Source organism: Shewanella oneidensis MR-1, assembly GCF_000146165.2.
Lineage (GTDB): Bacteria > Pseudomonadota > Gammaproteobacteria > Enterobacterales > Shewanellaceae > Shewanella > Shewanella oneidensis.
In genome coordinates, this window is record NC_004347.2 from 4257243 (window position 1) to 4280595 (window position 23353).

Annotated in this window: 21 protein-coding genes; all 21 read right to left on the reverse strand. The window is 46.1% G+C overall.

All coding sequences use genetic code 11. The features are described 5' to 3' along the window. Positions 1–287: 287 nt before the first annotated feature. The 21 genes from SO_RS19005 to SO_RS19105 all read right to left on the reverse strand — a co-directional run bounded on the left by SO_RS19005 (position 288) and on the right by SO_RS19105 (position 23259). On the reverse strand, positions 288–4061 hold the full coding sequence (locus tag SO_RS19005) for a DUF6701 domain-containing protein (protein ID WP_011073802.1): 3774 nt from the start codon (positions 4059–4061) through the stop codon (positions 288–290). Continuing rightward, entirely contained in the window at positions 4054–4509 is a 456-nt protein-coding gene (locus tag SO_RS19010) for an MSHA biogenesis protein MshP (RefSeq protein ID WP_011073803.1), read from the reverse strand. Before SO_RS19010 ends, SO_RS19005 begins: the two co-directional genes overlap by 8 nt. Then, positions 4499–5347 (reverse strand): PilW family protein, encoded by an 849-nt coding sequence (locus SO_RS19015; protein WP_011073804.1) that lies wholly within the window; start codon positions 5345–5347, stop codon positions 4499–4501. The genes SO_RS19010 and SO_RS19015 overlap by 11 nt, the downstream gene beginning before the upstream one ends. Further along, positions 5347–5913 (reverse strand): prepilin-type N-terminal cleavage/methylation domain-containing protein, encoded by a 567-nt coding sequence (locus SO_RS19020; RefSeq protein ID WP_011073805.1) that lies wholly within the window; start codon positions 5911–5913, stop codon positions 5347–5349. Before SO_RS19020 ends, SO_RS19015 begins: the two co-directional genes overlap by 1 nt. Continuing rightward, the gene (locus SO_RS19025; RefSeq protein ID WP_011073806.1) at positions 5903–6376 is read right to left on the reverse strand and encodes a type II secretion system protein; all 474 of its coding nucleotides are present in this window, start codon (positions 6374–6376) and stop codon (positions 5903–5905) included. The genes SO_RS19020 and SO_RS19025 overlap by 11 nt, the downstream gene beginning before the upstream one ends. Positions 6377–6560: 184 nt before the next feature. Continuing rightward, complete coding sequence (locus SO_RS19030; RefSeq protein WP_011073807.1) at positions 6561–7076, reverse strand: type II secretion system protein; 516 nt, start codon at positions 7074–7076, stop codon at positions 6561–6563. A gap of 85 nt (positions 7077–7161) precedes the next feature. After that, the gene (locus tag SO_RS19035) at positions 7162–7779 is read right to left on the reverse strand and encodes a prepilin-type N-terminal cleavage/methylation domain-containing protein (protein ID WP_011073808.1); all 618 of its coding nucleotides are present in this window, start codon (positions 7777–7779) and stop codon (positions 7162–7164) included. Between the two features lie 76 nt (positions 7780–7855). Continuing rightward, on the reverse strand, positions 7856–8350 hold the full coding sequence (locus SO_RS19040; RefSeq protein ID WP_011073809.1) for an MSHA biogenesis protein MshF: 495 nt from the start codon (positions 8348–8350) through the stop codon (positions 7856–7858). 26 nt (positions 8351–8376) lie between these two features. Continuing rightward, positions 8377–9597, reverse strand: coding sequence for a type II secretion system F family protein (locus SO_RS19045; protein ID WP_011073810.1), 1221 nt, complete (start codon positions 9595–9597; stop codon positions 8377–8379). A 2-nt stretch (positions 9598–9599) separates the two neighbouring features. Then, positions 9600–11360 carry a GspE/PulE family protein gene (locus tag SO_RS19050; RefSeq protein ID WP_011073811.1) on the reverse strand — a complete coding sequence of 587 codons (1761 nt, stop codon included), beginning with the start codon at positions 11358–11360 and terminating at the stop codon, positions 9600–9602. Continuing rightward, positions 11357–12646 carry a tetratricopeptide repeat protein gene (locus SO_RS19055; RefSeq protein ID WP_011073812.1) on the reverse strand — a complete coding sequence of 430 codons (1290 nt, stop codon included), beginning with the start codon at positions 12644–12646 and terminating at the stop codon, positions 11357–11359. Before SO_RS19055 ends, SO_RS19050 begins: the two co-directional genes overlap by 4 nt. Next, entirely contained in the window at positions 12643–13575 is a 933-nt protein-coding gene (locus SO_RS19060) for an ExeA family protein (protein ID WP_011073813.1), read from the reverse strand. Before SO_RS19060 ends, SO_RS19055 begins: the two co-directional genes overlap by 4 nt. 6 nt (positions 13576–13581) lie before the next feature. Beyond that, positions 13582–15264, reverse strand: a complete 1683-nt coding sequence (mshL, locus tag SO_RS19065) for a pilus (MSHA type) biogenesis protein MshL (protein WP_011073814.1) — start codon at positions 15262–15264, stop codon at positions 13582–13584. 14 nt (positions 15265–15278) lie between these two features. Further along, entirely contained in the window at positions 15279–15596 is a 318-nt protein-coding gene (locus SO_RS19070; protein ID WP_011073815.1) for an MSHA biogenesis protein MshK, read from the reverse strand. Further along, entirely contained in the window at positions 15583–16233 is a 651-nt protein-coding gene (locus SO_RS19075; RefSeq protein ID WP_011073816.1) for an MSHA biogenesis protein MshJ, read from the reverse strand. The genes SO_RS19070 and SO_RS19075 overlap by 14 nt, the downstream gene beginning before the upstream one ends. Further along, a complete protein-coding gene (locus SO_RS19080; protein ID WP_011073817.1) occupies positions 16230–16832 on the reverse strand; it encodes a PilN domain-containing protein in 603 nt (200 codons plus the stop codon). The genes SO_RS19075 and SO_RS19080 overlap by 4 nt, the downstream gene beginning before the upstream one ends. Next, on the reverse strand, positions 16829–17707 hold the full coding sequence (locus tag SO_RS19085) for an MSHA biogenesis protein MshI1 (protein ID WP_011073818.1): 879 nt from the start codon (positions 17705–17707) through the stop codon (positions 16829–16831). The genes SO_RS19080 and SO_RS19085 overlap by 4 nt, the downstream gene beginning before the upstream one ends. Before the next feature lie 238 nt (positions 17708–17945). Continuing rightward, entirely contained in the window at positions 17946–19856 is a 1911-nt protein-coding gene (csrD, locus tag SO_RS19090; RefSeq protein WP_011073819.1) for an RNase E specificity factor CsrD, read from the reverse strand. A 214-nt stretch (positions 19857–20070) separates the two neighbouring features. Continuing rightward, on the reverse strand, positions 20071–21315 hold the full coding sequence (locus tag SO_RS19095) for a malic enzyme-like NAD(P)-binding protein (RefSeq protein WP_011073820.1): 1245 nt from the start codon (positions 21313–21315) through the stop codon (positions 20071–20073). Between the two features lie 518 nt (positions 21316–21833). Then, complete coding sequence (rpmE, locus tag SO_RS19100) at positions 21834–22046, reverse strand: 50S ribosomal protein L31 (protein ID WP_011073821.1); 213 nt, start codon at positions 22044–22046, stop codon at positions 21834–21836. A 175-nt stretch (positions 22047–22221) separates the two neighbouring features. After that, on the reverse strand, positions 22222–23259 hold the full coding sequence (locus SO_RS19105) for a FimV/HubP family polar landmark protein (RefSeq protein ID WP_011073822.1): 1038 nt from the start codon (positions 23257–23259) through the stop codon (positions 22222–22224). Positions 23260–23353 lie beyond the last annotated feature (94 nt).

A 23353-nucleotide genomic window follows, 5' to 3' on the forward strand; every position in this document is an offset into this window, starting at 1 on the left:
CAATGCCACCCTGATTCCACAAGACCGTTGAGGTTAACAATCGCTAATGGAGTGATTTTTTTTTAATTAGGCCGCTCAAAAACACTATTTAATCGAAAAACACGCGATATTGATGAAAAATCCAACAGTTAAAAACCATGTCAAATACAAGTCGGCAACATGCGTAAAACCTGTTTCTTGCAATTTTGCCTTAGCATGATGCTTTGAGATCGTGCCCAAAAGATCAGCTCGTCGTGATAAATCACCATAGGCTAATTCCAATTCAGCAAAACCTAACTGAAAACAGCTTAATTGACTTCTCGCCAATAGATGATTCTGTCATGACCTCGGTAACGCCCAAAAAATCCACTGGCGCGAGGATCTGATAAGCTACTGGGCGTGACACCATTCCAGTTCCAATACCATTCTAACCATGTGGGTACATCCAAAGGCGCAGTCACTTGGCCGCGATATAAATTGCCGCTTGAGGTCACTGCCCGCCACAGCAAATCAAATTGCCCCGCTTGAAAAGCTAAAGATGCACCTGTTCGATTGATACTCTGCCCTGCGGCTAAATCGGGATCAAAGTTGTAGCCAAGGCCAGCATTATCCACCTGCGAACCTAAGCCATAGGTGGCGATAGTACAGCTATCATCCCCATTTAACACCCAGTTAGTTCCATTCCAATACTCAGCTCTGGTTGGCATTTTGAGGATTTCAGTTTCAGGGCCATAGGTGTTATCCATCACCACGCGGCCGTGACGTAGGATCTGAGTAGTGATTTTTCTCGCATTACAGTTAGTGCAAGTGCCCGTAGATGCCGCATCCATATCCGCTAAGGCTACATAGCTGTATAAGCCATTTGGTCTTGGGTCGTTGTCCATCAATTGCACGCCAATATCGAGCAGTTCGAAGGGGCCGTCCTGATACTGATTTGCAGCGATATTTGGTGTCATACGACTCACGTTCGCTCGGTAACTGCCATCAACTGTCGCCACGCCTTGGTTCCAACTTGCCGCATTTACTGGCAAGGCGCTTAAACGGCTCTGCAAATCAACGCCGTTATTATTGTTTTCTCCCACTAATTTGGCACTCGCATGGGAAAACGGCGGGAAATAGTTTTGCGTTACTGCACCACCAATATTCAAGGCTTTGATGCTCATCGACATCGGGAAGGGTTGAGCCATATAACTAAAGCCACCGCAGGCGGGCAAGACGGAGATATCACCGACTAAAAACCTATCGGGCACAAAACGGCCAATATTGGCTGAATAGCCAATCGGAATATTCAGGCTGCTTGCCGTCCCTAAATAATTGGGCGTCGCCTGCGCCGCAATTTGGAATACGCCGACGTCACTAATGCTCTGATTACTGATGGTATTAAGGTTATTGGTCTGCGCCGTGTGACTGTAGGATGTCATACCTAGTACACCATCATGGCCACCATTGGCGATGCTGGGTGCAACCACATCACTCGCAAGTTTCATCTGCGCATCGATAAAGTTAGGTGTGGATAAGTTGCCCGAACAAAAGTCCGTATCGCCATCTTTTTCCCATGCCATGGCTTGTAATGTCATACCAAAATTTTGCCCCGCCTTACGGTAAGCATTACAGCTCATATCAGCACTTGGGCAGTAAGCACTGGCATCTGCGGCCTTAACGCATAATCCCGCAGGTACACTGACAAACTGATCAGAGCCTGTCATCACTAGACCTGTATCTTCCCCAGTTCCATCAAGCCTCGCGTCGAGTTGAACTCGCCCAGCATCGGGGTAATTAATCTCAAGGGAGGCCACGCCATTAGTAAACCGCAAAGGAATTTGAGTACGCAAGGCTTGGGTTTTGCCAATTGCCGTTATTGCCCCCGTAACATTCCCCTTAATCGTTATCGCTTGCTGCAAAGCGCTCGGAATGGATGACGGGGAAACATAAGTGCTCCAAAAACCGACATTTTTAGTCGCATTCCCAAATGCGGGGACACACTCAAGGCTTGAATTGGACTTTCTCACGGCAGAAATATTGATAGAGGTGGGCTTATTCGCCAACTTATCAGGGACATCGAAAATAAACCCACTCTCTGCGAAACTCAAAGTGCAGGAAGCCGTATTTAACGGGCCAGAGCCTTTACGGCAAAGAGTATTACTCCCTGCAATGGTGGATGGGATAGAGCTACTAACACCAATGGTTACAGGAGGCGTGCTGACATTATAACGAAGGCTGGCAGTTGCTAAGCCGTTGACAAAATTGACACTCGGAGTATTCACCCCACCCACATACCAAGCGCCATTAGCATTGGGATTTAACGATAATTGCGCAGTAACAGGATCAGTAAATAGCTGACTACAATTAGCATTTGCACAAGCACGAATGGCCATCGTTTCCGCTTTACAGGTCAACGGTGAACTCGAATAATCAAATTCGAAATGATGCACCTGTTGACCTACGGGGCGAGATTTTAGGGCGCACACCTTAAAATTATCGATTTCATGGTTGTTGTTGGCGCCGCCAGTAGAGCCAGTAAAAGACAAGTAAAAATCTTCAGGCACAGCACCTTGATTAGGTATCGCTCTAGCATTAAATGCTGGAACCAGTACTTGATACCCTTGCCCATTACGCACATCACGTTCAACTGAAACCCAAGCTTGGCTAGGAATAGTTGAATCAACCTTAATCCGATATTTATGATTAGGCGCCGCAGTTGACGTACTACGAACGTCAACTCTAGGATTTAAATTCGCTGCTGTACCAGCTAAATAGGTGTAACTTGCCGCAGCAGAGCCGCGTAAAGTCACTGATTGTGGTCTGAAATATGGTAGGGTGGCCGGTCTCCCGACTTTCCCTTCATTCGGATTGGAAAAATTACCATATTCATCCAATCCCACCCCAAGCCAGCCACCCGCAAAACCAGGCGTACCATCATTACGTTGTGCATATCCAAGCGCACCACCAAAACTACCGGGTTGAGGCGTGACCGCCGCATCGGAGAGAATGACCGCAACCCCATCACCACCCGTTCCTGAAGATGGCGACCACGCATAATAATCAAACTCGACCGTCACTAAGTTATTTTCTGCAGGAAATAGCCGCTGAAAGGTACTTGCGGTTGCTTGGTTCCCCGATGCGGGGGTAATTCGAAGTCGATTACTGACAATACTCGGCGGAGTTGAACTCCCCAGCACTTTTATCGCCCAATCATTTCCAAGGCTTGTGCGGGAAAAATCATCAGTAAAACATTCAAGGGCTGGACTGGTGTCATAAATCACTTTGGAATTTGAAAACATACGCACATTTTGTGCACTTAAACGACCAGTCAAAGTTGAGCGAGTAAATAACGTAGCATCACCAGCAACGTAGAAACTGCCTTGTACTTTAGAATCTGTTTGCAATTCCAATTCTCTACCAACATAGATATCTGTAGTACTCGAAGCATTAAATACTGATGTATCTGATGTTGTAAAAGTACCTCTCACATAAAACTGAGTATTGCCTGTACCAATGATATTAATCGCACCTAAGCTAAGATTAAGATCACCATCTATGATATACGTTTTTCCCGCCCTTAATGTCATTGTGCCATTCTGGTAGAATGTCACGCTTTTAAACACATAAGCATCATAGGCGTCAGAAACAGTGACGCTACCGCCATTGACTTCAACATTACCGATATCCCAGCGAGTTGTATCAAACTTGGCACCATATCCCAAAGTGACGCCCAGCTCCACCGATGGTGTTGTCCAACTTGCCACTGTTGAATTACTGTTAATAGAACTATTTGTTTTATCAAGTATATCGGGAATAGCCTTGGCTAAACTTGGAATTCCACTGACTTTACACTGACCAATACCACACGAAGAATTATTCACTCCGTTAGGTTTGGCTTTTTTAAAACACACATCTAGGTTGTCATAATTAACAACCATAGATTGGTTTTGCATTTCTAACTGCCCATTAGAACTAAAACTCTGTATTGGCCCTGGAAATACGCTGCCACAATCAATCGCTGCATGTGAAGACATCATTGTCATTAGCAATATTGCCAACACGGAAAATAATTGAGTACCAATCCCAAATGCTCTAACCACGGGCTTCTACCTCTACTTGACGGCTAACACGGGTTTCACCACTTTCGCATACCGCTGTGCTATTAATTCGATACTGAGTTATGGCGCCAACCGAATACGCAGAGCAACTTAACCCAACGCTACAGGCATGAAAGCCAACAACAGCTGGCGGCGTCCAAGTGTTTGAAACACTTGCACATGTTGGAGTGAAGTTTGCCGCCGCATTCAGCGGAAATAATTGCGCCAATGCAGCATCAGCACCGCTGTTGGCCGCAGCTAAAGCGCGAGTCCCCCACACTTCTTGGGTTAATCCAGTATCCGCATCTTCAACAATATTGATTAACGCAGCCGCCAGTAAAAACATGACGGTAATGACAAAAATGCCGATGACTAAAGCACTGCCACCTTGGCGGTGAGCGGGGTACGGGCAATATGTTGAGCGTGATAGGCTAAATAAGTTAAGGGACATTGATCACCTGCACTTGATGTCGATACTGAAATGTCTCGCCATTAACATTAAATCGTGGCTGTAGATGCACCATCGCATTATTGACTAGACTCGACGGCGTTAAGATCAACGGTAAATCAGCACTACTGGTTAAGGCATTTGCGATACCTTGTGCCATCAACACGCCAGACCCCATATCCGCAGGTACTGGCTGGCTAGCAGTCAACCCATAACCAGTATAACGCGTTAAGATTAACTCATTACTGGATGGCGCTTTTTCAAAGCAATAACTGACGGGGGCAGAAGCAAAATAGATCCGTTGGCGCGGAGAAGCTTCGGCAAATCTTGCGCTAGCCGTAAAGGTTAAGTTCACTTGATTAGCAGCGGTGCTAATGCTGTTTATCTGCGCACGTTTTTGCCTAGCACTGTTATACACATCGCTATCGGTCAAAGGATAAATCCAAGCATATTGGTTAACCGCAATATCACTGGCCACATTATCTAAAATAACGGTTCCTGTTAAGGCTGCAGCCCCCGGCGCAATCGGCATCGCTAAATAGGTGGTGCTCGCCTCGATGGGAACAAACTCTACACATTGATAAGTGAGATTATTGCCATTAAGTCGCACACTGTTAGGCAGCGCGCTCCTTAGTTCACGGGTTATACGCTCAATGGCAAAACGGCTTTGACTTAACACTTGGTCGACCGAACTCGACTCCACAAAAATCCGCGTGCCGAAAATGATAAAGCTACTCACCCCAACCACAAGAATGCCTAAGATAAGGATCGCTGTGACCATTTCAACTAAGGTAAAACCCCGCGAGCATTGATGCTTACGCTTAACGGATAAAGAGCCCATTAGTAATTGCTCCTCACCAGATTGTAAGTGATCACTTCGTTATCCGGGGTAGTGACATTAATGGTCACTAACTTGGTATTAGGCGCGGCCCCATAAGTAACAGTCACACTTAGTTGATAGTTGGGATACGCCTCTGCATAGGTTTGGCTAGAATTGAGCATAGCGTCGTTTTGGCTTAAGCCGTGATAATCGTCCACATCGTTAAAATCGTTACGGCCTTCGCCTGCTTCAGGCCCCAATGTGGCTGAACAGCTACTGCCTAATGGACTCCCACAGGCGGGCACACCGCCATTGGCATTAGTATTTTGGTCATAACGTTTGCCCCAGACTTCATTCATTACCGAATGGGCCAGTTCAGCACTTTTTACTCGATGTAAAGTCTTGGCCGCGCGATCCGCCTGCGGAAATAACATGCTGCTGAGCATCACAATAGCAATGGCTATTACCAGCATGCCGACCACGAGTTCGATTAAGGTAAAACCCTGTTGCCGGATTGTATTTTGAGCGGCGTTTGGGGATGTATCTATCGATGTTTTCATTGAAAACAGCCGAGGATTAATTCGCATAAATATAACCCTCGCTGGAGATGTTAATGACCAGAGTATCATTGGCAATCACTTTAATGCATGAGCCATTACAAGCCAGCGAAGGTCTACCATTAATATCAAAATCAAGATTGAAACTATTTGCGCTATTGCCAGTGAGCACTAACTGTGCACCACCTTGAAAGGCTTGGGTATATAACGGATTGGGTGCCAGTGCCGCACCTGTGCAACCAGCACTATTACGGCTTGCAAACTGGCTCACCTGATAACCCGTAGTCGAAACCGCAACACGGAAGCATCTGTCAGTATTATTTAACGCTTTTTGCTGAACTTGGCGCAGCTCAGCCATAAATTCATTACGTAGACTAAAGGCACTATAGGAGGACTGGCTAAATAAGCGCGGCAATACCGTCACCGACAAAATCCCAATCAGGATAATGGTGGTCACAAGTTCGACTAAGGTAAATCCAGCCTGTTTCGCCATCAAAAATTAGCCATTGTTGATATAAGGTTCTAGGTTCAGTTTCTACCAACTTGATTAGTAAGGCAAATATTTCGCACAACCAAGATAAATAATACGTAAATTCAATTTATTAGAACTAAAAAAATCAATAGATTATCGACCTAAAAAAAAGGCCTGCTAGGCAGGCCTTTTTCCGTAATTCAAATTAACAACCACTATCTGTAATAACATACTTAGGCAGTTCACCTGGGGTGGCTGGATTTGTTGAAGTATTAGCAGCTTTTGCTTCTGTATAAGTTAAAAAACAATTTGCAGGTGCGCCATGTTGATAAATCTTAGCAGTACCTGGTGTACCAGCTGTTGGATCTATAATCCAATCTGCAGTAACAGGCTGAGGATCAGCTTTAGCGTCAAAAGTAATATCCATACCAGCTTCTAATGAAGCTTTTGTTGCTAGCATATAACCATCAAGAATTGCGATTGTTCCAGTGTCTCCCAATGAAAAGGTTGGTTGTGATCCCTTTTCTTTACCAGCTAATGCAGCTTTAGAAAACACTAAACTATTTGCACCTTGAATTGCACCTTTTAGACCTTGTAATGCAGACGCACGCGCATCGCCTTGCAGATTAATAAACTTAGGTGCTGCTGTGACAGCAAGAATACCTAAGATAATGATCACTACGACTAATTCGATTAAGGTAAAACCTTGTTGTCTTTTCATATAAAACTACCCTTTTTTGAGAACCAATTAACTTAAGTAACTTAAAAACAAACTACTTAAAAGATAAACCAAATAAAACATTAAATTAAGGCGTAAATGGTGTTTGAGTGAAGCTTAATACTTTACCCGTACCTGGATTATAAACCACCCCTTTAGCTCCTGTGGTAGATAAGTCAGGGGCTGGAGAGGGTACACCCGTGGTTTGGTTTAACACTAGTGAGGCTACTTGGTGATAAACACATAAATCCAAACCACTCACGGCTGCTCCGGTAATCGAATTAGCACTGCCACCTGCGCCATCAATCACACGCACTGTATAGCGTTGATTACGCGCATCTTGAGAATACAATACGTTACGCGGTGCACTTTGCAGTACCGTATTAAATACCTGCTGACAGCTTGCATCTGTCATGGCTGTAGCATCGGTACCCGATGTCCCCGTGGGATAACCAAAACGTGGGTCGAGGGATACTGAGGTACCGTCTAAGATCACACTGCTATTTTGGCGACCGTCGACTTCCCATTGTGAGCGCACAAAACTCACCGCAGTCGATAAACCACCAGCCACACCGTCCACACTGGCATCTTCAGCATCGTCAGTGACATTTAAAAACCGTGGGATCGCTGTTGCCGCTAACAAACCCAAAATGACGATCACTATGACCAGTTCAATCAATGAAAAACCATTTTGCTTCGTCTTCATTAGTCTCTCCCTATCTTGATGAAAGTCCATTCTAACAGCTAAATCAGTTTATAAAAGCCCGTTACTTAACAATCTTTTAGGAATTAGTCAAAAAAATGACCCTGCCAGAGTTTAGTTGGTAACCGATGCTGTCCCCATTTTTTGAGCGATAACGGCAGCTATTATCCTTACTAAAATAGGCACCCATTAAGGTATTTTCCGCTAGCTCTTGCCCCATAAATTGTTGCCATAGCGCCTGACAACCTTGGTCATCAAGCGTATTTGGCTGCGGCCAGCCCTGTGAATTCATCATCACCAGCGTTTGGTCATTTCTGGCACTTTGCTCATTTAATAATTCCCAATCTAGCCGCATTTGTGACGGTTTGCCAAGGGATAACCATTGGGAGCGCACCATGGTTAATACATTTAAGAAACGTGTATGCTCTAATTCCACAGTACGGGCGGCAAGCTGTGGCATGGTGGAAAAGTACTTAACTCCAATCACGGCTAAGATAATCAAGATCAGGCAAAGGCTAATTAGTCGCCCGTATACCCGTAATAGATCGCTGTCAGCCTTCTGTTGGCTCTGCATCTATTTGATCCTGAAAACATAAAGCATTACTTACCACCTTTGACCACATTGAGCATATCCCACATGGGCAGATAAATACCCAAGGCTAATATCAATACAATAACGGCCACAATACCAATTAAGATCGGTTCTAATTTGGCGGTAAGATTTTTAAGGTCATAGTCGACCTCCCCTTCGTAGAAATCGGCAGCATCATTCAATAACTGATCAATCTGCCCGGTTTCTTCTCCTACTGCGACCATTTGCAACACCAATGGTGTAAATAACTTGCTCTGATTCGATACCCTCAGCATAGATTCGCCGGATTCGATGCCGCGGCGCATACCAACAATCTTGTCGTGCATATAGGCGTTATCCACCGCATCCGCCACAAGGCTCAGCGCCTGTGTCATCGGCACGCCCGCGCTTAACATCATCGAAAAACTGCGGCAATAACGGGCAAGGGTCGAACGCTCAATAATCGAACCCACTGCGGGAATATGTAATTTCCACTTATCCCATTGTTTTTCACCTTTTTCCGTATGGTGCCAATAACGGATCCCAATGATGGCGCCAAGTAACATCACCAACATCAAAGGCCAATAGTTAACAAATAAGTTAGATGTGCCAATCAGCACCTTGGTCGCCCAAGGCAAATCTGCACCGAAACGGGAAAACATTTCGGCAAATTTGGGGATCACCATGATATTTAAGATCACCATCGCCAGGCCAATCGCAATCAATACAAAGATCGGATAACGCATCGCGGCCTTAATCCGGCGGCGAGTTTCCTGCTCACGCTCGATATAGCCCGAGAGCTGAATAAAGGCATCCTCCAACTTACCTGTGTTCTCCCCCACATGCACCATAGAAACAAACAGTGAATCAAACACATCTGGATGTTGGTTCATAGCAGATGACAACGGGCGACCTGCGGTGAGTTGCTCAGAAATATCATTAAGCGCATCCTTCATCCGTTGGGAATGCGCGGTTTCAGATAAACCGGCAATGGCCCGCAAAATCGGGATCCCCGAACGCGTGAGTGAATACATTTGCCGAGTAAAAATTTGTAATTCATCCAAACCGACTTTACTACCAAAGAGCTGCGTCAGTGAAAATGACTTCGCGACCTTTGCCGCTTTAACTTCCAAAGGAATAATGCCGCGGGATAACAGCATATCGGCCGCCGCACTTTCGGAGGCGGCATCGAGCTGACCCGTTACGGCTTGACCTTGTCCACTGCGTCCACGGTATTGATAAACTGGCATAATTAGGCCTCGACGCCTTGTTGACTAATAATATCCCGTGAGAGTGGCACTTGAGATTCACTCACATCCTCTACCAGCTTAGCCACCTCTTCAATGGTCGTCATACCCTCACTTAAATATTGCAATGCCGATTCGGCTAACGGGGTAAAGTTCGGGCTTTGTAGTGCTGCGCAGGCAAAATCCTGCGGATTGCCAGTGCGCATGGCATCAATCATTTTTTCATCCAGTTCGAGGATTTCAAAAATACCGATACGGCCACGATAACCACTGCCATTACAGCTCTGACAACCCGTACCAATACGGAAATTCGCATGGGTAAAATCTTGACGGCTTACGCTATTTAACCACGCTTTTTCCTGCGCAGTAGGTTGATGTTCTACGCCGCAGTTATGGCATACACGGCGCACTAATCGCTGGGCAATAATCACCCTTAAGGCACTTGCGACTAAATAACTGGCAGCGCCCATATCGAGCAAACGCAGCGCGCTGGTTACCGCATCATTGGTGTGCAAAGTGGATAACACAAAGTGACCCGTAAGTGCGCCCCTCAGGCCAATTTCAACGGTTTCTTGGTCGCGCATCTCCCCGACCATGATGATGTCTGGGTCTTGACGTAATGTAGTGCGCAGCACGTTCGAAAAATCAAGTCCAATCTTATGGTTAACTTGAACTTGGTTAATCCTTGGTAATTGGTATTCGACCGGATCTTCTACCGTGATAATCTTGCGATCCGCGGTATTGAGCTCACTTAAGATGCCATACAAGGTGGTGGTTTTACCGCTACCCGTAGGGCCTGTTACCAGTAACATGCCGTGCGGACGTTTAATCTGCTTACGAATACGCGCCAAAATATGCGGCGGCATACCCGTTTCGTTTAAGGTCAGTAGTCCTGCGGATTGATCGAGCAAACGCATTACCACGGATTCACCGTGGTAAATCGGCATGGTCGACATCCGCACATCAATTTTGTGGCCCTTAATTTCCATATGGAAACGCCCGTCCTGCGGCAGACGTTTTTCAGAAATATCGAGGCCCGCCATAAGCTTAAGACGCAGAACCAAAGCTGCGGCGATATTAACCTCATTCAGTATGGTCTCATGTAACTGACCATCGATCCGCTGACGGATCCGCAGCACCTTTTCCCCAGGTTCGATATGAATATCCGAGGCACGCATTTGCACCGCATCTTCAAAGATAGACTGGAGCAATTTAACGACAGTGGTTTCATTATCACTGTCGCTCGAAGTTAAGCTTGCCAAATCAAACATTTTATCGGCGGCGTATTCCTCTTCTAGCTTGCCAGCAATTTGTGCGATCTGGTCGGTGCGGCGATAGAGGTTATCGAAGGCTTGCAGTAACTGCTGCTCAGGCGCGACCGCGACACTGAGCTTTTTAGGCGCGATGATGGTTTCTAAGTGATCGAGCGCCTGTAAATCTGCAGGGTCGCTCATAGCAACCAGTACACTATCGCCCCTATCTTCTACCGCTAGGGCACGAAAACGCCTTGCTTGTACTTCAGGGATCAGATTGACCACCTCAGAGGGGATCGAACGTTTACTGATATCGAGTAAGGGCAGGTTGAGTTGCTGCGACAAAAATTGCAGTAGTTGAGTTTCGGTAATCGAACGCAGATCGATCAATGTTCGGCCGAGTTTATGGCCAGTCTTGCGTTGCTCACCCAAAGCCTGCTGCAACTGCTCTTCGGTAATAATGGATTCTTGAACTAACAGATCGCCCAAACGCATCTTTAATCTGGGTTTCATTGGCTATCTCCTAGTTGTAGTAAGCGTTGTTCAATAAAAGCCGTGGCCTGAGTTGATAAGCCGGAATAGCTTAATGCTGTGCGGTAGGCTTGGCTGGCTTGAGCGAAATGTTGTTGTGAGTCTAGTGCATAGGCCAATCCCATCCACAATTTCGCCTGCTGTGGCTCCTGCTGTAATAACTGGCGGTACGCCTGTTCTACTAATGTAAATTGGCCTTGTTTTTGGGCTAAATCCGTCTGAGCTAACCACTTTTGCCTTGCTAATACATGGCGATCAGGGATTTGTGCAAGACTCGCTAAGGCCAAGTCAGTATCGCCCATTGCGTGTTGTATCCTTGCTAATAGTAGATAAAATTCATACTCTTGCGGGTACAGTAATCGACCTTGACTGAGCACTTCAGCCGCTTGTGCTAGCTCGCCTTGGCCATAATGTAGTGCCGCGAGTTGTTTGCGCGCCTCATGCAAGCTCGGATCTAACTTGAGCGCTTTATCATAGTAGCCCATGGCTTTGAGCAACTGACCTTGTTTTTCAGCATCGCTCGCCAGTGCCACCTGTTTTTGTGCTAATTGACTCGGTGAAAGCTTTACTTCCTTGACCGCCATTTGACCAGCCGCCTTTGATTGAACACCAGTAAACTCTGCCTGTTCGTTTGCAGTGGCTTTAGCTTGGCTTGGTTCAGGAGCGACTTGCGCTGTTTGATTGGAGACAGTTGCATTTGGCTCCGTTTGGTGAACTTTAGCGCGATCGATAAGGCGATTAGTATCACTCGCTTGAGCCTGCGCAACATTTGCCGAAGGAAGATTGACCGCAGAAACAGGGGCGGAAGACTCTTTAGCCAGCGCAGGCACACTTTGTGAAGTCGCCTCGAGTGTCGCTTTGTCAGTAGGACTTGGCTGGGCAACACTGGTATCAAGCTTATCGCTGGCTTGAGTGCCCGTCGACTGCTGCGGCTTGGTTTGCACAACTTCAGTCGTTGTCGCGATAGAGGCTGTATTCGTTGTTGCCTCTATGGGCACACTTGATTGGGACGATGACTCAAGCTGATGAGTTGACGGAGTTGCAACAGTATTCGAAGGAATGATCGTCGTTTGTTGCGACCGGTAACTCGCTTGAAAGGCATACATAGATAAGCCTCCCAGTAACAGAGATAGCAAACAAATCGCTAACCATTTACGTGACGAGCTTGTCCGACCCAGATACTGGGCTTGATTCACCGTGATATTACTCAGCGAATGCCCCTGCTGGCGCTTGTCCAGATCCTGCAGCATCTTGTTGATCACGCTCATGCGCCATCTCCCCACCACTGCAGGAAATTAGTACCCGATAGCAGCAATGCCAACATTGCAACAGCAAATACCATAAAGGCGATAGCGAAATAGGTCGACCACTTTTGTACTCTAGTCGGACTGGCATCTTCAGTATCGCAAATGGCGCCTTTCAAATGGGACATCCGCACCTGCGTTGCACCCTCACCAAAACTTAGCATAAGGGCTTTATGGGCTAATATATTGATCAATCTAGGGATCCCACGGGATGCCTGAGCGATCTTGCGGGTGATCTTTGGGCTAAACAGCGCTTGCCCCGCATGTCCAGCCACCGCTAACCGGTAACGGATATAGGCATCGGTTTCATCCCAGGTTAACGGCCGCAGATTGTAACTAAAAGTAATACGTTGTCTTAATTGCCTAAAGGCTTGGCGTTTTAATCTTTCATCCAACTCGGGCTGACCAAATAACACCACCTGCAATAACTTACGACTTTCAGTTTCAAGATTAGTGAACAGTCGCAGGGCTTCGAGGCTTTCATCGGGCAACGCCTGCGCTTCATCAAGCACTAACACAATGGCATGACCATGGGTACTTAAGGCGAGCAACTGCTGCTGAATAAGCCCAGTCAACTGCTGCTGATCAATTTCGCTGGTATATTTAAGGCCAAGCTCATTGGCTACCGCCCAGCGCAGCTCCGCGGGAGTTAAATAAGGATTAGGAAGATAGGCACAGTGGAATCCCTGCGGAAGTTCGTTAATCAACTTGCGGCAGATTAAGGTTTTACCCGTCCCCACTTCCCCCGTGACTTTAATAAAACCTTCCCCGGTTTGTAGGGCGGTCTGCAGCACTTGCAATGCCTCTACGTGCGGGGATAACCCGAAAAAAAATCCGGTATTAGGGGTTAACGAAAATGGTGCTTGGCCCAGTCCAAAGTGCTTCAAGTACATGAAAAATTACTTATTTTCTGGATACCAACGGTCGAGCAACGTCTTAGAGCGCTCTAACTCAGTTTTCCAAGTATCATTACCCACCACGGTAGGCTTAAGCATAATAATTAACTCGGTTTTCTTTTTCTGCTTGCTACGGTTTTTAAACAGTTCGCCCACGAACGGAATATCACCAAGCAGCGGCACTTGGGACACCACCTCAATATTTTCACTCTTCATCAGTCCGCCAATCACCACCACATCGCCAGAGGCCGCGCGGATGACGGTATCAGACTCGCGGATTTCACTTTGTGCCAAAGGTAATTCTAAGGATTCATTGCTGACTTTGATGTCCTTCGTTTGTTCTTTTACATCAATAACCGATGGGTGAACATGCAGTAATACGTTGCCGTCTTTATCGATTTGCGGAGTGACATCCAGCGCGATGCCTGAGAAAAATGGAGTCAATTCCACCTGAGGTGTAGTGACAGGTGTCGTACCAGCAACCGTGGTCGATGAAACATCGGTAACAAAATACTCATCGGTACCGACTTTAATCACCGCTTTTTGATTGTTAGATGCCGTCACCCTTGGGCTGGATAATACATCCACATCACCTTGGGTATCGAGCAGGCTTATCATGGTATTAAAATCTGAGCCTTTAATGCTCAACGATGTCACCCCACCCAGTGAGGAGGTGATTTTATCGCTTAAGCCAGTACCCGCTGATGTCCCAAAATTAATATTGGTGTTGCCTACATGACCCAGCACATTATCCCACTGAATACCCTGCTGATAACCGTCAGAAAGGGTCACTTCGAGGATTTTCGCTTCGAGGATCACTTGGCGCTGTAAATGGCTCTCGGCCGAACTTAAAAATGCACGCACTTGGCGCAGCTCATTTGGATAAGCACGAATAGTCACTAATCCCGCCTGCGGAGTCACCACCACTTGGCGGCCGCCGCCCGTGTCACCCACAATGGCGGTTAAGGTTTCTTTTAACTCGCCCCAAAAATCGGTTTTGGTACGCGAGCGAATAAAGGTGCCATTGGTGCTATCGCTGCTGTTACTGCTAGCATTACTGCCGTTGCTCGAATTGCTATTGCTATTATTTCCACCTGAGTTGCCGTTATTCGAGTTACTATTGCCGTTATTGTTATTTGAGTTGTTATTATCGGAAATTCGGCCCGAACTTACCGAGGTTAACGACAGGCCATCACGCTCCATGTATAAGTAATTTAAAGGGAAAGTCTCAGTACGCATCCCCGCAGGGAATACCCGCAAAATACGTCCTTCACGGCTGACTTCATAACCATAAATATCTTCCACCACTTGAATGGCTTCGCTTAGTGTCACCCCTTTTAGCGATAATGAAATAGTGCCCTGCACATCAGGGTGCACCGCCACACTAAAGGGAGTGCCCTGCACGAGACTAGGGAAAAACACCCTCGCATCCACATCATGGGCAGAGACATCGATACGACGCTCAGTCTCCATGGGAGCAGTTAAGCCACCCATTAAAGTATTGGCATTCAGCTCACGCTGCACCGCATCTGGCATAGTGGCTGGCGGGGGCGGCGTTGGCTGGCTCGCGGTCTGCATCGAGGCGGAAAGCGCTTCTTTTGAAGCCGTAGGTTGCGGCCTATCCGTTGTTTGGCAAGCCATAAGGCAAAGTGAGAGTAGAGGTGTGAAGTATTTAATGGCTGTCATCTGAATGTTATTCCCTATCTCTCTATTATTGCTTGAAATACTGCTAATTTCCGTCCGTCAGAAAGTGATACCGACGCGGGAGTAATGCGCACCACTTTGACCCCTTGGATGCTATCACCCACGGACACAATTTTATTATTAATCACAGCGTAAGCCGTATTGCCGGAGCTGACGATGCTATTGAGTATTAAGGCTTGATGCTGATTTTGGCTCACTGCGCCTGCGCCCGAATAGCCTTTGCCGGGCAAAGTAGGATCCCGTAAGCTTTCGGCCGACACTTGTGCTGAAATACCCAGTAATGCAATGAAAATATAAGACTTATTGAGCAACACTGATAAAGTCCTTATTAATACTCAAGGTATAAAGTTCAATGTCGATTTTCCCTTTCGGGTAATCGGCCACTTTATAGTCGAGTCGTTTCCAGTAAAGTTTGTCAGGCATGGCCTCTACCGCTTCAACAAAACGCAACACGGAGAAATAATCCCCTTCTAAACTCATGCGGATCCCATGGCTATAGAGATTCAACTTTTTCTCATCACCCACGGCGAGCAATGGAACAGGTGCAATAGAGGTAAACTTCAGTAACTTAATTCCTTGCACCTGCCCGAGCAGATTACCCAGCAACTCTGGCATATAATCGGCGGGCACCATATCAACCATCTGCTCGTTAAGCTGCGCATCAATCTGTTGATTTTGTTGCTGTAGTAGATTTAAACGCTGACGATAGTCCTGATTGGGATCCATCGCTAATCGCTGCTGATATAAATCAATCTGTTGCAACGACACGCTATTTTCCTGCTCTAGTGCTTCTAATTGCTGCGTGGTTGAATGCTGTTGTTTCCACAGAGATTCGATTGGCATATATGCCAGCATGCCGAGAAGCACTAAAACGGCGAGTGCTATTAATCCCCGCTCCCGCTGGCTCAGCGCATCAAACTTTTGCGCTAATTGATTAAATTGTGCTTTCATCGTGCGCTCTCCTCAGGTGTCTCGCTAGTCAGCGTGAACGCCAAAGGTTTATCCTCGCCGCGATCCATCGTCATGGAAGAAAACGCCTGCCCTTTTAAGGTTTGGGTCGTTTTTAACTTGCTTACCCAAAGCGGGATGTTCTGTGGATGGTCGGCAAAACCTTCAAACATAAAGTGTTGTTCGTTAATCACAATATGATTCAGCCAAACGCTCGCATCGGACACCATGGCTAAGTCCTTCAGCACAGGTGCAAAACCTCGGCTAGTGAGGGATGAACGCAGCGCAAGTTCGCCCAACAACAATTGCTTTAACTCCAACTGCTGTGACTCAAGTGTGACCCGAGCGACTAAATCAGGGTCGGGCTTACGGTTGGCAATTTGCGTTTCGAGATCGGCTTTTTGTTGGTCGTACTGCTGTTTTAGCGCTGACGCTTGGCTTAACGCCTGTACAGACTCAGTTAATTGCCAATAGCTAAAGCCAGCGACTGCACCGCAGACGAATAATAAGCCCGCGGTGTAACTCATTAATGTCGCGAAGGTTAAGCTCTGCTTTGGCGGTAAGAGCGCTGCAGAATATAGGTTAACTCTCGATTTTATCACTCGGCACCCCGTGAAAGTTCACTGAAGGCTAATCCCGCCATTTTTGCGCCAACGGAGGTCTTATTCACCACATTAACAGCTTGATTAAAGTTAGCCGAAACCAACTTAGCTAAGGCATCTACCGCGCCATCGGCAAATAATTCAATTGAGTTAACGGGAGACTGGCGCAGTTGACTCTCAAAGTAATCCATAGAGCGCTGAATTTCTAGGCTTAAGTTATCTGCCAATCCATAATTAAGCTCATCCACTTCAGCCTTATCTAATTGACTAAAGCCGCGCACACGGCGCTGCATGTATAGCTGCCCCTGTTTAACCACAGTAAGCAACAACTCCTGCCCTGGATGATGACTAACCACCAATCTTGCCTGATTATCATCCATAAACAGATTAGTCATCGCGAGCTCTTCAATACTGATGCCTAAAATAGTGAGCCCTTGCTCATTGATGGCTTGAACCATATTAGTCAATTTGTCTTTATCGACCACGACAACATTGAGCTTATTACTGGGTAGGGGCGACTCAAAATAATCTAAGTGGATTTGCGGCACAGGAATCGTGACCATATCTTTAATAGACCAAATCAAGGCTTGGGATAATTCTTGACTATCGACATTTGGTTTATCGGCGACGAGTAATTGGTAGCGGCCACTACCAAGTACGATTTGCAATGCGCTGTGGGGAAAAGCGCTGGCAAGTTCGGTGAAGGCACTTTGCCATTGATCTTGTTGTAGCTCAAAAGAAAGCCACTGCTCATCCTGACGGTCAGTGGCAGGTGCGTAGACCCAAAGCTTATCGGCACAGACATACACACCCAGTGTGATACTGGCCTGTTTGGCTTGCCAAAAGGCCAACCGAGCAAAAAGTCCTTTATCCATAAAATGCCTGTCTTCCGATAAAGTTAAAGCTTGAGTGATAAGCCTGCAAATAGCACTATTTCTAAACCACGAGGAGGATATAAGCTCACTGCATTTGAAATGTGAAAGCTGTTATATCCAGCGTCATAATTTTGGCACAAGCTAGTTTAGCCGCTAATCAGTGAATTTTATAGAGAAATCCTACAATTCGGCCCTATTATTCCACAGGGATCACATCACTCACAGAGAGAAATATGGCCTATTGCAACTCTACGGGATCGCTAAAATACATGCCCTGAGCCATCCCCACCCCAAGGATTTGCAGGGTTTGCCATTCTTCAAATACTTCAACGCCTTCAGCACTCACTAGCACTTCAGTACGATATAAACCACCGATTAAACTGCGAATAAATAATTGATTTTCAGGGCGCAAATGAATATGTCGCACGATAGAACGGTGCAATTTAATCATGTCGAAATGACACTCTCGGATATAGTAAGTGCCAACAACCTGTTGCCCTACATGGTCAACACAGAGGCGAGCCCCCATCTTACTGATCATATCGAGTTTAGGCTGCAGTTTATCTTGATGCTGGACCACTATGTCCTCAGATACCTCAAAAATCAGTTGAGGCGTCAAATGGCGATATTCAAGCAAGGTGGTTTTAAGCCAATGCGTAAAAGCGCGGCTCATCAAAGTATCTAGGCTAAGATTCACACTGTAGACTTGGCCTTTATGCTGTTCTTGCCCAAGCAAAACCAACACACGCTCAATCATTTGCCGCTCAATTTGCGGCATCAAACCACATTTATTAGCCATAGGGATAAACAACGTCGCCCGCACTAATGCTCCTTGATTATCCCTCGCCCGAGTAAAGATCTCTTTATGGTGCTCAACCCCGTCGGAATCCATAATCGGCTGACTGAAGGGATAAAAACGCCGCTGAACTAAAGCATTCTCTAAGAAGCTGCGCCAACGCACCGAACCCTTTGCAAACTCTTCATCAATCGCACCTTTATCATACATAAACCAATTACTGTTACCTTGTAATTGGGCTGCACGTAACGCCATATCGGCTTCATCGAGCAGCTGATTAACATTATCCCCCGCCGTAAAGTAAGCGCAGCCTAAATGGTAAAAGTTATCCCGATTGTCAACGCCATCGGGCAAAGGTTGGCTCAAGCAGACTTTCAGCAATTTGCTCGCGAGCTGGTCGGCTTCAATCAGGGAGACATGGGGCACTACAATCGCAAATTGATTGTGGGTACGTCGCGCAAATATGCTATTGGGTAAACTTTGCAAAATGGAGTTAATGCCATTGACCGTCGCATGGAGTAGATCTTTAACAGCGCCCTCCCCTTTTGCCTGTTGTATAAAATCGAGGTCATCCATTTCTAGCAGATAAATCACCCCATGAGCGACCATGCCTTGGTCGTGACTCAAGGCATCAAGACGGTTATTTAAAAACAACCGATTACCAATACGGGTTTGTGCATCTAAAAAAGTATTGGAACGAATAAATTTATCGAAACGACCGCGTTCTTTGTGAGCATCCTGCAATTCCTCAAGCAGCTTGGTCAGCGCTCGATTGATTAACCTTGGTTTGCCATTACCGGGCGTAGCGAGGGCTTGCTCATGTTTACCCTGTAAAATCAATCGACTACGCTGTGCAAGCTCCTCAATCCCATCCAACTGTTGTGATAACCATATATGCCCGAAACGCACCAGCGCGATAACCGCCAGCAAGCCAACGCCCAAAATGAGCAGCTCATACCAACTGATACTGTAATGGTCGAAAGGTTGCGGCAAACTCAATGTCATACTGAGGCCCGACTGAGGATCAAGCAAATGGGTATACACCATGGGATTTTGAGTTTGCACATTGCCTTGATAGGCAAATAGCACTTCGCTCTTCATGGTTAAACGAAATTCGACGGCGTTAAAGGCAAGCAACATGGGAGGCAGCCAGGATTCTAACTCCCAATCTGGCTGAGTGTGGTAATGCTCTATCAGCAAGGTTTCAAGCTCTGCCACTTTCTGCTGCTGAAACTTATAGGTCAACTGCACAAAGCTCATCATGGCGCAAAGTAAAAATACAAAGGCGATAGCGGCCAAAGACATCAACCAAAAGCTGGTTAATTTTGTTGTTAACATTCGAGTGAATTTCATCGATCCGCTATCCTGCAGAATTATTATAATTATCGGCGCACTCTTAACATGAGCTAAACAAATGCTACTCAAGATTATTCAGTAGCATAAGCTAAAAGGCAACCCAGGATTTATTTTCAAAGACGCTAAAAATCGCGTCAATTGCAGAAATATCATCCAAGGCTAAAACAAAAAAGAGGCTAATTAGCCTCTTTTTCATTAACCGTACAGTTGCTTAATCCGCATATTTGGGCAAAGTGGTAATTGTCGCAACACCCGAATCAATGGCCGCCTTTGCCACAGCACGGGCCACACGAGGTAATAAACGTGGGTCCATGGGTTTTGGCAACACATATTCAGAGCCAAAACTTAATGAACTCACCTTTGGATACGCTTTAAGGACACTTGCAGGTACCGCTTCTTTCGCTAATTCGGCAATGGCATGCACTGCGGCAATCTTCATCTCATCGTTAATACAAGATGCGCGCACATCTAATGCGCCGCGGAAAATAAACGGGAAACACAGCACGTTATTTACTTGGTTTGGATAGTCGCTGCGGCCAGTTCCCATAATCAGATCGCTACGAGTAGCATGGGCAAGCTCTGGCTTGATCTCAGGATCTGGGTTTGAGCAAGCAAAAATCACCGGTTTATCCGCCATCATGGCTACTTCTTCGGCACCAATCACATTAGGACCAGATAAACCTAAGAAAACGTCGGCGCCTTTAATCACATCTTGCAAGGTACGCTTGTCAGTCTCATTCGCAAATAAGGCTTTATATTCATTCAGATCAGTACGCCCCGAATGGATAACACCTTTGGTGTCTAGCATGTAGATGTTGGCACGGTTGGCGCCACACTTCACTAACATGGTCATACAGGCGATAGCCGCTGCGCCAGCGCCCATACACACAAAGATCGCATCGCTAATCAGTTTACCTTGAATTTCTAAGGCGTTAATCATGCCAGCAGCGGTTACGATCGCCGTACCATGCTGGTCATCGTGAAACACAGGCACATTACAACGCGCAATTAACTCACGTTCGATAACAAAGCATTCTGGCGCTTTAATATCTTCAAGGTTAATCCCACCAAATGTGCCAGCAATGGCCGCAACTGTGTTAATAAACTCTTGCGCAGTGTTGTGAGTCACTTCAATATCGGTCGAGTCGATATTAGCAAAGTGTTTAAACAACAGCGCCTTACCCTCCATCACAGGTTTTGAAGCCAATGGGCCTAGGTTGCCTAAGCCCAGAATCGCAGTACCGTTAGAGATAACGGCTACAGTGTTACCTTTATTTGTATAGCGATATGCATTTTCAGGATTAGCGGCAATTTCACGGACAGGCTCGGCCACACCAGGACTGTAGGCTAGTGCGAGATCGTGGCTCGTTTCAGCGGGTTTAGTGAGGCATACTGCAGTTTTACCGGGAACGGGGAATTCATGATAATCGAGTGCTTGTTGACGAATATCTGACATTTTAACATCCTGAAATGCGACATTTATAAGTATGGAAGTGAAGTAAAGCCGACCGACTCAAGATCACCTCATTTGTGGGTGATTTAAACAGTGTGGCAGGTCGCGGTAAGATACGTCAATTAGGTCACATTTTAAATAAGATCTTGAGAAATTTCGCCTTTACCAGCGAACAACCATTCTAAGCTATGTTTTATTATCTTATGTGACCCAATAAAGGACGATTACCCGTTTAAAACTGTAGAAAACAAACGAAAATATATAATAAAACAATGGTAAAAAGGCCATAAAAAGCCAAAAAATGTTGACTAAATTACAATAAAGACAGCTAACAGCGTTATCTTATAGTTTATTGCTATAAATAAGTCGATTTATCGCAATGGAAACATGAAGAAAGCGATAATGATGATTTTTAATTGAAGTCGTACCAGAAAGGTAAAAAAGTACCGATTACGTGCCAGCGGAGATATGAAATGCAAAAAGGCGCCAGAGGCGCCTTTTTAGAAACATTGCGAACGCAATTATTTCTTGCCAAGCATACCGAAACGCTTGTTGAATTTGTCGATACGACCGCCTGTATCAACAACTTTTTGTGTACCAGTGTAGAATGGGTGACATGCACCACAAACGTCTAAGTGCAGGTCTTTACCTACAGTAGAGTTCACTTTAATTACGTTGCCACAAGTACAGTTTGCAGTGATTTCTGCGTATTCTGGGTGGATACCTGGTTTCATTTGGGTTACCTCAAGTAAGGCCATGTCGCTCTTCCAACCCGAAGTCGGACACCACATGCAGTTAATAACGATATGTTAGGGCGCAGGATATTACAGTATCGCCTAAGTGGATACAAGTAGATTATCTGCGCATTTTCTCGATAATCGATGCTTGCTAATAATTATTTCTCTGCTTCTATTTCCCAGTTTCTCGATCCTCAAAACTTGCCTTCGCAGCCTTTGCATCGGGATAGCGGGCGAGTATCTCGATTGATGGACAATACAAAGTCGCGTCTTTCTTTAAAGCGTTAATGCGGTTCTTAAAGAATGCCTTAGGATTGGCATCATGAATTGCCAACATCGCGCCATACACACTCACTTGCCATTCAACAGCATAGCGATTGGAAATACGCCATAGGGTTTCGTTATGATAATCCAGAGTACATCCCCCCGAGCTGGCCGCAATCACAACGTTATTGTCGGCTGATGATGCCGCTTCTGGCATAGATTTTTGTGTTTGAGTTTCGGGCACATTACTCGAGCCAACCTTATCAGATCCACGAGTATTCACATCCGGCGTTGCCTGTGCTGTGGCAGTTGATTTATCTGTTGTAGAGGCCTGCGGCTTTGATACCTCGGCTTCAAGCTTATCCCCTGGGAAGGTAAATCCGCTGGAACGAGGCACCACTGCCGATTCACTAGCGGCGGCAACAACAATAGGCGCCACTTCTTTTTCAGCGGTCACGAGATTAACCTCGGTCGCATTCTTGGTTGATTTAACAGCTGTGGCTTTATCATTTGCAGTCAGCGAATTAGCTTCCGTCTTTGAGGCCTTTATCGGCTTAACAACCGTTGTCTTTGCTAGCAATGTCGATGATTCGCCAGAGCCTGCATTCTCAAACAGTGGCAGGTTTTTCACCTCATACCACCGATCGACTCGATATTCGCGAACTAACAATCGCGCTTTAGGATCTGTCACATTCTCCAACCCGAACAGTAACAACATAAAACGATTCACTGGCAGCGCCATCAACTTTTCTTCCCGCGTTGACTGACGCAATACAAACTCCAAACGCGTCATATCCTGATCATCAGTGACCACATTAACGCGCATCTTAGGGTGGGACCCTAACTCAAACATAGGTCCATTAAAGCTAACATGAGACACTTGAGCTAAGCAGGAAAAACTATAGCTTAAGGCTAACAATCCTAGTAACTTTAATACGTTACTCATACATACTCCCAACCATCCCTAGACACTCCCTGATAAAGACTAGCCCTAACTCGCTGCGCTGAGTACACTAAACCTCATTTCCCTTTTAGACTCG

Coding starts and splice junctions, on each gene's coding strand:
- SO_RS19030 (WP_011073807.1), bottom strand. CDS start 7,076: ATGAAAAGACAACAAGGTTTTACCTTAATCGAATTAGTCGTAGTGATC.
- SO_RS19055 (WP_011073812.1), bottom strand. CDS start 12,646: ATGAGCGTGATCAACAAGATGCTGCAGGATCTGGACAAGCGCCAGCAG.
- rpmE (WP_011073821.1), bottom strand. CDS start 22,046: ATGAAACCAGGTATCCACCCAGAATACGCAGAAATCACTGCAAACTGT.
- SO_RS19085 (WP_011073818.1), bottom strand. CDS start 17,707: ATGGATAAAGGACTTTTTGCTCGGTTGGCCTTTTGGCAAGCCAAACAG.
- SO_RS19025 (WP_011073806.1), bottom strand. CDS start 6,376: ATGGCGAAACAGGCTGGATTTACCTTAGTCGAACTTGTGACCACCATT.
- SO_RS19015 (WP_011073804.1), bottom strand. CDS start 5,347: ATGGGCTCTTTATCCGTTAAGCGTAAGCATCAATGCTCGCGGGGTTTT.
- SO_RS19010 (WP_011073803.1), bottom strand. CDS start 4,509: ATGTCCCTTAACTTATTTAGCCTATCACGCTCAACATATTGCCCGTAC.
- SO_RS19075 (WP_011073816.1), bottom strand. CDS start 16,233: ATGAAAGCACAATTTAATCAATTAGCGCAAAAGTTTGATGCGCTGAGC.
- SO_RS19060 (WP_011073813.1), bottom strand. CDS start 13,575: ATGTACTTGAAGCACTTTGGACTGGGCCAAGCACCATTTTCGTTAACC.
- SO_RS19105 (WP_011073822.1), bottom strand. CDS start 23,259: ATGAGTAACGTATTAAAGTTACTAGGATTGTTAGCCTTAAGCTATAGT.
- csrD (WP_011073819.1), bottom strand. CDS start 19,856: ATGAAATTCACTCGAATGTTAACAACAAAATTAACCAGCTTTTGGTTG.
- SO_RS19035 (WP_011073808.1), bottom strand. CDS start 7,779: ATGAAGACGAAGCAAAATGGTTTTTCATTGATTGAACTGGTCATAGTG.
- SO_RS19050 (WP_011073811.1), bottom strand. CDS start 11,360: ATGAAACCCAGATTAAAGATGCGTTTGGGCGATCTGTTAGTTCAAGAA.
- SO_RS19040 (WP_011073809.1), bottom strand. CDS start 8,350: ATGCAGAGCCAACAGAAGGCTGACAGCGATCTATTACGGGTATACGGG.
- SO_RS19045 (WP_011073810.1), bottom strand. CDS start 9,597: ATGCCAGTTTATCAATACCGTGGACGCAGTGGACAAGGTCAAGCCGTA.
- SO_RS19020 (WP_011073805.1), bottom strand. CDS start 5,913: ATGCGAATTAATCCTCGGCTGTTTTCAATGAAAACATCGATAGATACA.
- SO_RS19095 (WP_011073820.1), bottom strand. CDS start 21,315: ATGTCAGATATTCGTCAACAAGCACTCGATTATCATGAATTCCCCGTT.
- mshL (WP_011073814.1), bottom strand. CDS start 15,264: ATGACAGCCATTAAATACTTCACACCTCTACTCTCACTTTGCCTTATG.